11 protein-coding genes are annotated in these 8,693 nt (G+C 55.6%); 4 read left to right on the forward strand and 7 right to left on the reverse strand.

From position 1 onward, the window contains the following. Positions 1-118: 118 nt before the first annotated feature. The 3 genes from K5905_RS20395 to K5905_RS20405 are packed head-to-tail and all read left to right on the forward strand — an operon-like array spanning position 119 to position 2,429. A complete protein-coding gene (locus K5905_RS20395; RefSeq protein WP_297587044.1) occupies positions 119-880 on the forward strand; it encodes an ABC transporter permease in 762 nt (253 codons plus the stop codon). Beyond that, the gene (locus K5905_RS20400; protein ID WP_297587047.1) at positions 867-1,667 is read left to right on the forward strand and encodes an ABC transporter ATP-binding protein; all 801 of its coding nucleotides are present in this window, start codon (positions 867-869) and stop codon (positions 1,665-1,667) included. Before K5905_RS20395 ends, K5905_RS20400 begins: the two co-directional genes overlap by 14 nt. 9 nt (positions 1,668-1,676) lie before the next feature. Beyond that, the gene (locus K5905_RS20405) at positions 1,677-2,429 is read left to right on the forward strand and encodes an ABC transporter permease (RefSeq protein WP_297587049.1); all 753 of its coding nucleotides are present in this window, start codon (positions 1,677-1,679) and stop codon (positions 2,427-2,429) included. Positions 2,430-2,491: 62 nt separating this feature from the next. Here the strand turns inward: K5905_RS20405 and pcp are convergent, their stop codons facing one another. From pcp to K5905_RS20435, 6 genes are all read right to left on the reverse strand, one after another. Beyond that, positions 2,492-3,151: a pyroglutamyl-peptidase I gene (gene pcp, locus K5905_RS20410; RefSeq protein ID WP_297587051.1), complete on the reverse strand. Its 660-nt coding sequence runs from the start codon at positions 3,149-3,151 to the stop codon at positions 2,492-2,494. A gap of 75 nt (positions 3,152-3,226) precedes the next feature. Next, positions 3,227-4,327 (reverse strand): redox-regulated ATPase YchF, encoded by a 1,101-nt coding sequence (gene ychF / locus K5905_RS20415; protein WP_297587053.1) that lies wholly within the window; start codon positions 4,325-4,327, stop codon positions 3,227-3,229. Positions 4,328-4,434: 107 nt separating this feature from the next. Further along, positions 4,435-5,196 carry an aminoacyl-tRNA hydrolase gene (pth, locus tag K5905_RS20420; protein ID WP_297587055.1) on the reverse strand — a complete coding sequence of 254 codons (762 nt, stop codon included), beginning with the start codon at positions 5,194-5,196 and terminating at the stop codon, positions 4,435-4,437. 106 nt (positions 5,197-5,302) lie between these two features. Then, on the reverse strand, positions 5,303-5,941 hold the full coding sequence (locus K5905_RS20425) for a 50S ribosomal protein L25/general stress protein Ctc (RefSeq protein ID WP_297587058.1): 639 nt from the start codon (positions 5,939-5,941) through the stop codon (positions 5,303-5,305). A 196-nt stretch (positions 5,942-6,137) separates the two neighbouring features. Then, positions 6,138-6,824 carry an MOSC domain-containing protein gene (locus K5905_RS20430; RefSeq protein WP_297587061.1) on the reverse strand — a complete coding sequence of 229 codons (687 nt, stop codon included), beginning with the start codon at positions 6,822-6,824 and terminating at the stop codon, positions 6,138-6,140. A 12-nt stretch (positions 6,825-6,836) separates the two neighbouring features. Continuing rightward, complete coding sequence (locus K5905_RS20435; protein ID WP_297587064.1) at positions 6,837-7,388, reverse strand: MarR family transcriptional regulator; 552 nt, start codon at positions 7,386-7,388, stop codon at positions 6,837-6,839. Positions 7,389-7,478: 90 nt separating this feature from the next. On the opposite strand from K5905_RS20435, the gene K5905_RS20440 reads away from it, so the two are divergent. Beyond that, positions 7,479-8,240 (forward strand): hypothetical protein, encoded by a 762-nt coding sequence (locus tag K5905_RS20440; RefSeq protein WP_297587066.1) that lies wholly within the window; start codon positions 7,479-7,481, stop codon positions 8,238-8,240. Between the two features lie 47 nt (positions 8,241-8,287). Here K5905_RS20440 and prs read toward each other — a convergent pair. Beyond that, positions 8,288-8,693: ribose-phosphate diphosphokinase (prs, locus tag K5905_RS20445; RefSeq protein WP_297587068.1), on the reverse strand; the 406-nt coding region annotated here is incomplete at its 5' end.

Raw genomic sequence — 8,693 nt, forward strand, 5'->3', positions numbered from 1 at the left:
TAGAGGATTTCTGGTATCTCGCACCGCTTGATGCGGCGACAAAATAAGTCTGGCTCCATAGTCGCCGGGCTTGCCCGGCGGCCATTCCGAGCTCTGGTAACTCAAAGGGCCCCGGCTTATGAAATACCGTTCCTTATGGTTGAAAGTCCTATCTGCCGTCTTGCTGTTCGGCGCCTGGCAGATCGCTGGCATGATCCCCGTCAGCTATGCGTTTCCAACCTTCTTTGAATCCATGTCGGCCCTGGTCAGAATGGCGGGCGACGGCACGTTGTTCCAGGCTTATGTCGAAACTCTCCGGCCACTGGTTGTGGGTGTTGCGATTTCGGCCGTCTTCGGGATCGGCCTTGGTCTGTGGATCGGATTGAGCGAAAAATTCGACTGGTTGTTCTCTCCGATTTTCATCGTCATGCAATCAGCACCTCTGGCCGCGCTGATTCCGCTGCTGGTTATGGCTTATGGCATTGGGCTGACATCGAAAGTCTTCGTGGTCTGCATCATGGCCATGCCTGTGATCGTGCTCAATACGGCCAGTGCTGTCAGAAATACGCCGTCTTCGATCAAGGAGATGGGCCGGTCCTTCCTGGCCTCGGATATCGAGATCATCCTGAAAATAATCATTCCCGCCGCTTCGCCAGTGATCTTCAGCGGTCTGCGACTTGGGATCTCGGCAGGATTTATCGGGGCCGTTCTGGCCGAACTCAAGATCACGCCGACCGGTGTCGGTGACATCATCACTTATAGCCGCTCGATCGCGGATTACCCGGCCATGTATGCCGCGATCTTCTCAATCATCCTTCTCGCTGTCTTGTTCCTGAACCTTCTGGAACGGCTGGAAGTCTATCTCTTTGAAGGAAACGTCCGTGGTTATGCCTCAGATTAAAGAAGCCGTTGATAGTTTTGATGCACCGGGAGCCGACAATGCGGTTGTCGCGCGAGGCGTTACCAAGAACTACGGCAATGTTGAAGCGCTCAAGAACATGACATTGTCTTTTCCGCGCGGTCAGCTGACATCGCTTCTGGGACCGTCAGGTTGCGGCAAGACAACGTTGTTGAAGATCATTGCCGGTCTGCTGAAGCCGACTTCCGGAGAAATCGAGGTCAATGGCAGACCCGTCACCGGACCGGGTCCAGATCGTGCCTTTGTGTTTCAGGATTTCGCCTTGCTGCCATGGGCAAATGTGCTGCGCAACGTTGCGTTTGGTCTTGAACTACGCGGCGTTGCCAAATCCGAACGCGAAGCAATCGCGGAAAGGTACATTGCGGAAGTTGGACTTTCAGGCTTCGAGAAAAGCTATCCGCACGAACTTTCAGGCGGCATGCGTCAGCGTGTCGGTCTGGCTCGGGCACTCTCGGTGGATTCTGATGTCCTTTTGATGGACGAACCCTTTTCAGCCGTTGATGAGCAGACCCGCCGCAAGTTTCAGGAAGATCTTCTCAATCTGGTTCAAAACGAAAACAAGACCTTTATCTTCGTGACCCACTCAATCGAAGAAGCGGTCTATGTCTCGGATCAGATCGCAATCCTGCTGCCGCGTCCAAGCCGTGTTTCGGAGATTATCCGCCCGGCAAATCTTCGCAACAAGAACGTCGACAACATTCGCCGAGATCCGGAATACCTGGATATTGTCGACCGCATCTGGGCCTCCCTGCGAAGCTATGTGGAATAGGAGAGCGACATGACAATTTATGGCTATCGTCTGCCTGCAATGTCTTCGCTCATCTTGTGGGGGCTGCTTTGGGAAATTGTCGGCCGGATGGGCCTGACATTTTTCGTTCCGCCTCTGTCCGAAGTCGTGGTGACCCTTTTTTCGGTGATAGGTACCACGCCGTTCCTGAAGGCCTTGTCGGAGACAGCCTATGCGTTTGCAGCCGGTGTGTTTTTTGCCACCGTGATCGGAATTCCTGTTGGTATCCTGATGGGCAAGAACCGACTGATAGACGAGTTGCTGCTACCCTGGGTGAACATGTTCCTGAGCGCGCCGTTGACTGCGCTTGTGCCTGTGCTGATGGTGCTGTTCGGTTTCGGAATGAAATCGATCATCATTACCACGACACTATTTGCGATCTGGATCATCATCCTGAATGCACGGGCAGGGGTTCTGCAGATCAATAGGTCGCTGGTCGAGATGGCGCATAGCTACGGAGCCAATCCGTTGCAGGCCTTTTACAAAATCTATTTCTGGGCGGCATTGCCGGAGATCCTGGGCGGTGTGCGCATCGGCGTGATCCGGGCTGTGAAGGGTGTAATCATTGGCCAGCTCCTGATCTCGATCGTGGGGTTTGGAGCACTGTTCGAGCTATACGCCAACAACTTCCTGATGGCGCATTTCTGGGCCGTGCTTCTGGTGCTGTTTGCAATGGCGTTCACGGTATCGGAACTGCTTGCCTATCTGGAACGACGCGTCTCCTACTATGCAGCCAAGCGCTGAGTTTCAGAAGCAAGGATCCTGGCCCGGAGACAGTTCCGGGCCATTTTTTTGTTTGCGGTCTCCTACACCTGCAAACGACCGGAGATCGGCAGGTCAATATCCTGCGGATGCATGATGAGCGCGGCAAGCGCCAGGCGCAGGCCATGGGAGGCTGTTTCAACAGACATGCTCGGCGCTCCCAGATTGCCCTCCAATGCGGCGACCTCCGGCAGGTGCGGAAGATGTACCCAACCGGCGCGAACGCTACTTTGCGTTACCGTGAGATGGTGCAGAATGCCGTAAAAGAGGTGATTGCAGCAAAAGGTACCGGCCGCGTCGGAAATATCGGCTGGAATTCCACCTTCGCGCATGGCTTCGACCATGGGAAGGGTGCTCTCGTAGGCATAAGGCCCGTCCGGGGCTGTCGGTTCGCCCTGGAGCGTTACACCCGCGTTGTCCTTTAAACCGTAGCGCGTTGAATCATTGTAATTCTGCGCGATCCGCTCAACGGTGATGGTGGCACGGCCACCGAATTCGCCCATCATGACAACGTCTTCGGCCCCGGTTTCGTTCAGTGCCTCCTTGACGGTTTCAATACAAACGAAAAACGTGTTTGGAATGATCCGCGAGACGATCCTGACACCATCGATGGATTCGCCATCGAGCCGTCTGGCAACCTGTTCAGCCGGGTTGACCGGTGTGTTGCCGAATGCTTCAAATCCGGTCAGCAGAATGGTTTTCATCAGACCGCTCTCCCTTTTTTTGAAACCAGCAGGTTAGTCCCCAATGGTCGAAAGGGAAAGCGGTGAATCTACAGCCTAAGTGTTGAACTTGAAGAGCAGGACATCGCCGTCCTTGACGATATATTCCTTGCCTTCATCACGCGCCTTGCCGGCGTCCTTGGCGGCGTTTTCACCGCCGAGAGTGACATAGTCATCATAGCCAATGGTTTGCGCGCGGATGAAGCCGCGTTCGAAATCGGTGTGAATGACACCGGCAGCTCCCGGGGCCTTGGTACCTTGCGTGATGGTCCAGGCTCGGGTTTCCTTCGGACCCGCGGTGAAGTAGGTGATCAGGTCGAGAAGCTCATACCCGGCGCGGATCAGACGATCCAGCCCGGGTTCTTCGAGGCCGATCGTTTCCAGGAATTCAGCCTGTTCTTCGTTGTCGAGCTGAGAAATTTCCGCTTCGATAGCGGCGGAAATCACGACGGCAGAAGCGCCTTCCTGCCTGGCTCTTTCTTCAACTTTCCGGGACAGTGCGTTGCCTTCAGCTGCAGATGCTTCGTCGACATTGCAAACATAGAGAACCGGTTTGGACGTCAGGAGATTCAAACCCATCAGCAGTTTGGCTTCTTCAGCGTCAGCGACATCCAGCATACGGACCGGTTTGCCGTCCTGCAGCAGAGCCAGGGCCGCTTCCATGAGGGGGAGGACGGCTTTAGCTTCCTTGTCGCCTGTGGTCGCCTTTTTCTTCAAAGGCGCGATGCGACGCTCCAGGCTTTCCATGTCGGCGACCATGAGTTCGGTTTCCACCGTCTCGGCGTCGGCCAGCGGATCGATCGCGCCATCCACATGGGTGATGTCGTCGTCTTCAAAACAGCGCAGGACATGGGCAATGGCATCAACTTCGCGAATGTTCGCCAGGAACTGATTGCCCAGCCCTTCTCCCTTGGAAGCACCGCGAACAAGACCCGCAATGTCAACAAAGGTGATACGTGTCGGAATGACTTCTTTAGACTGTGCAACTTCGCGGATGGCATAGAGCCGGGGATCGGGTACCGCAACTTCACCGGTGTTCGGCTCGATCGTGCAAAACGGATAGTTTGCAGCCTGGGCTGCAGCAGTCTTGGTGAGCGCGTTGAAAAGCGTGGACTTGCCGACATTCGGCAGTCCGACAATGCCGCACTGGAAACCCATGGGAGTTCGCTTTCGGTTGGTGTCTGAAACTGTTGCCGGGCTACATGCCCGAGCGTGGCTGGCAGGTCAAGGCTTTGGCGATTGATCCTGCCAAACGTTTGTGGTTGTCAGTCCTTGCCTCCGCCAAGCAATCTTTTCAGCATCTCTGCCATTGGACCTGACTTGGGAACGTTGACAGGCTGTTGCTGCCGTGCCTGACGGATGTGGCTTTGCCCCTTTGGAGCCTGATCCTTCTGCCCCTGTGGTTTGGGGGCGCCTTCCTTGCCGGCGCCGTTCCGGATTTTCCGTTGAGCCTTTTCCGGTTCAAGGGCAAGTGTCAGTTTGTTGGCAAATTGGCTGTCTTTGCCTTCGGCCAAATAGCCGGCCTGATCGGCGATCTCGGCAAGCAGCGGCTCCAGCCAGTCGCGGTCGGCCTTTGCAAAATCGCCGAGGACGTAGTTCGAGACCAGTTTCTTGTCGCCTGGGTGGCCGATGCCGAGCCGGAGCCTGCGGTAGTCTGCTCCGATATGAGCCGTGATCGACCGCAAACCGTTGTGACCGCCATGACCACCGCCCTTTTTCATCCGGAATTTGGCTGGTGGCAGATCCAATTCGTCATAAAGAACGACAATGTCTTCCGGTTCGATCTTGTAAAAGCGCATGGCTTCGCCAACCGAGCGACCGGATTCATTCATATAAGTCGATGGTTTGAGCAGCAGGACTTTTTCGGAGCCAAGGCGGCCCTCTGACACCTGGCCCTGAAAACGGGCTCGCCAGGGTTGGAACCCAGAGTGGCGGCGATGGATCTCGTCAACGGCCATGAAGCCGATATTGTGCCGGTGACCGGAATATTTGGCCCCGGGATTGCCAAGTCCGACAATCAGTTTCATGACGCACCTTCAAGATCATGCTTGAAACGAAAAAGCAGCCGCTAGCGGCTGCCTGGGGACAGGAGGCGGAGGCCGCCTCCTGCAAAATTCCAGAAGAAGCAGAAGTTTACTCGCTTGCGGGTTCTTCTTCTGCTGCAGCTTCCTCTTCGGAAGCCGCATCGTCTTCTTCTTCCTTCATACCGGCCGGAGCAGCGATCGTCGCAATTGTGAAGTCACGATCGGTGATGGTCGGCAGGCAACCTTCCGGCAGCGCAACTGCGGAAATGTGCAGGCTGTCGCCCGGCTCGGCATTTGCCAGATCAAGTTCCAGAGCTTCCGGAATGGAGTCTGCCGGAACGGTCATCTCAACAGTGTGGCGAACGATGTTCAGAACGCCGCCCTTCTTGAGGCCCGGGCAGTCTTCTTCATTAAGGAAGTGAACCGGAATTTCAACGGTCAGGGTCGCACCCTTGGCGACACGCAGGAAGTCAACGTGCAGGACGTCATCGCGCACCGGGTGCAGCTGATAGTCCTTCGCGATAACCTGATGCTTTTCACCGTCAACATCGATCATGCCGATCTGTGCTGTGAAACCGCCTTTGTGCAAGGTGAGGGTGGTCTCTTTCACCGGAATGGTGATCGGCAGGGCCGGTTTTTTGTCGCCGTAGATCACGGCAGGAAGAAGGCCTTCGCGACGCAGTGCCCGTGCGGCCCCCTTGCCCACTCGGTCCCGTGCCGACGCCTTCAGCTCATAGCTGGCAGCCATGGCAAAACTCCTTGAGTGTATAGGTACGGACCGGCGAACCACCGCGCCTTGAAGAGACATGAGTTGTCCGGGATCGGTCCAGAAGCGCCTCCTCCAGGGGTGCAGGCGCGAGCGCGCGTATAGCTGATATGTCGCGAGGATGCAAGAGCAACCGGGACTTCGACAGATGTCGATCCGACAATTCAGACCTGCCAGCCTAACCTTTCAACCGTCTCGACGTGTCCTCGACATAGTCGCGATTGGCTTTTTTGGCAAAGGATGTCCGCCAGGGTTCGGCCAATTGATCCAGCCTGGACAATGCGGCAGCGATGTCAGGATCGAGCCTGGGATCGAATCTGGCCAGGATGACTTGGCGAAGATTCCAGTCGGGGCAAGGGCGATCTGTCAAAGTCAGCACATCGCCGGCTTCCATGCGGCCTTCCTCCAGAACCCTGAAGTACCAACCCGTTTTTCCAGATTTCTGAAAAGCTGCAGCCTGGGCAGGATTGCCGGTGTGCAGATTAAGTTTCCAACAGGGCTGGCGTCCTTGCGAGATCTGGATACGGGCGGAGCCAGCCGTGAACACGTCGCCGACACATAGATCCTGTTCGGTGAAACCCTGGCTTGAAATGTTCTCTCCAAATCCACCAACCCGAAAAATGTCAGCCTTCTCGGGGAAATCGGTTCGCCAGCTGTCGTAGTGTTCTGAAGGATAGATGTGCAGGGCTTTCTCCGGTCCGCCATGAACCGCCAGATCTGCCTGTTGATCTCCAGTGATACCGGTTTTGGTCACCTGCAGCGGCCCGCTGGTCAGAACCTTTCGGATCGCGGTGGGATCCTTTCCCTGCCAGCGGTGTTCAGGTTTGCCGAGATAGAGGCCCAGTATTTTCGCAGTTTGTGTCATGTACTGTAAGTCCTAGAGTTCAGCGTGCTCATGGCAGATTTGTGCACTTTCTGACTTGGTCAGGGAGACTTGGAGAAGTTGGCAGAAACCGTCGGCATCGGTATTCCGGTAATGTTTGCAGGTTCTGCAAATGCCGAATGGACGACCGTCGCGCCGTTGCAGCATTGCAAGAACGAGCGCTTTCAAAGAAGAGGCCAGCGCTTCGGAAACGTCCGCATCCAGATCGTTTATCACATCTGTCAGCCCTGACGTGTCCTGAAGAACATCGGTGCCGTTGCGAGTGACGTCATAGCGAATGCTGCGTTTGTCGGTTTCTGAGCGGGTCTCGATAATCAGGTCCTTGCGGGCAAGCGCCTTCAGGGTCTGAGATGCCGTGCCGCGAGTCGTGATCAGGTAATCAGCCACATGCGAGGGTGCTCGCGAGAACCGGTTTGCGCGCGCAAGATACGACAATGCAGCGAATTGCGACGGGTTTAGTGGTCCGTTCCAATCCTCAGCGGCATTCAGCCTCGCCAATCTGTCGATCAGATCTCGAATAACCTGGGTCTCAGTTGTTTCGCTCATTCTCAATATGTAGCGAGTCGAAATTAAACTTGCAATAGTTTCGACTCGCTACTATTAATCTTGCATCCTCAAAAACAGGAGCAAGCCGAAATGTTGAAATCAATTCTTGGAAGTCTTCTGGTCACCGGACTGGCGACTGCGGCTCATGCCGACGGCGATCATGGAAACCATGCGATCAAGCAGGAGGGAGCGGTGCTGTCGCCCGAAAACGCGGATGTGGATCCCAGCTACGATATCCTGGCCGCGCATGTTCATCGCAAAGGCCGCGTCGTCACCTTTCACATGACTATGAAAGGCAAGGCTGGTTCGACTGTCCCTAAGGCGACTGGGGACCTCGCTGGTGCGCCAGTTCATTCCTATGTCTGGCCAACGTCGCTGGATCCGGAAACTGTCGGGTTTGAAGGCGGGCAGGGGATCCTGGCGATGGTGGCAACCAGTCATCCGGACTTTGACGATACACCGTTGTTTGACGAAGACGGGGATGGCGATGTCGCCAATGACGGGGCGAAATGGCACTCGCATTGGGTTGTCCTGGTGCCCAATGAAAGCTGTGGACCGGGGGCGTTGTCCGTACAGGACATTCCTGATGGTTCTACGCCTAAAATGCCCGCGACCTGGCCGGAGCTTCCGATCTACATCGACAGTCCTGGCTTTTCACCAGTGTTGAACGCGCAGGAAATCACGATCAATGTCGCATTTGACGACACTGCTTCGATCGAAAACATGTCGTATGACGGAGTAACGTCGGCCTTGCGAGTGAACCAGAACATCCATGCGCCGCTACTTTGTGTTGTCGACGTTTTCGATGTTGCGTCCGGTGACCTGAGCTTGCCCGGCAAAACTGACTTTTAGCAACAAAAAAAGCGCCGGAAAACCGGCGCTTTTTTAATCTTGTCAGATCAGTTGAACAGGCTGGAAACCGATTTTTCCAGCGCGGTCCGATTGATGGCTTCACCCATCAGCGGAGCAATTGAAATCGCCCGGATATTGGCAGCTGCCGTGATTGCTGCCGTCGGTTCGATCGAGTTGGTGATGACCAGCTCTTTCAGCTTGGACGAGGTGACGCGTGCAACAGCCCCGCCGGACAGAACGCCATGAGTGATATAGGCGGTCACCGACTTGGCCCCTTGCGCCAGAAGTGCTTCGGCTGCGTTGCAGAGCGTTCCGCCGCTGTCGACGATGTCATCGACCAGAATGCAGTCAAAGCCATTCACATCCCCGATGATGTTCATGACTTCCGACTCTCCAGGCTTGTCACGGCGCTTGTCGACGATTGAAAGCGGCGCATCAATTCGTTTGGCAAGT

It is taken from the genome of Roseibium sp. (assembly GCF_025698965.1).
In the GTDB taxonomy this organism is placed as follows: Bacteria; Pseudomonadota; Alphaproteobacteria; order Rhizobiales; family Stappiaceae; genus Roseibium.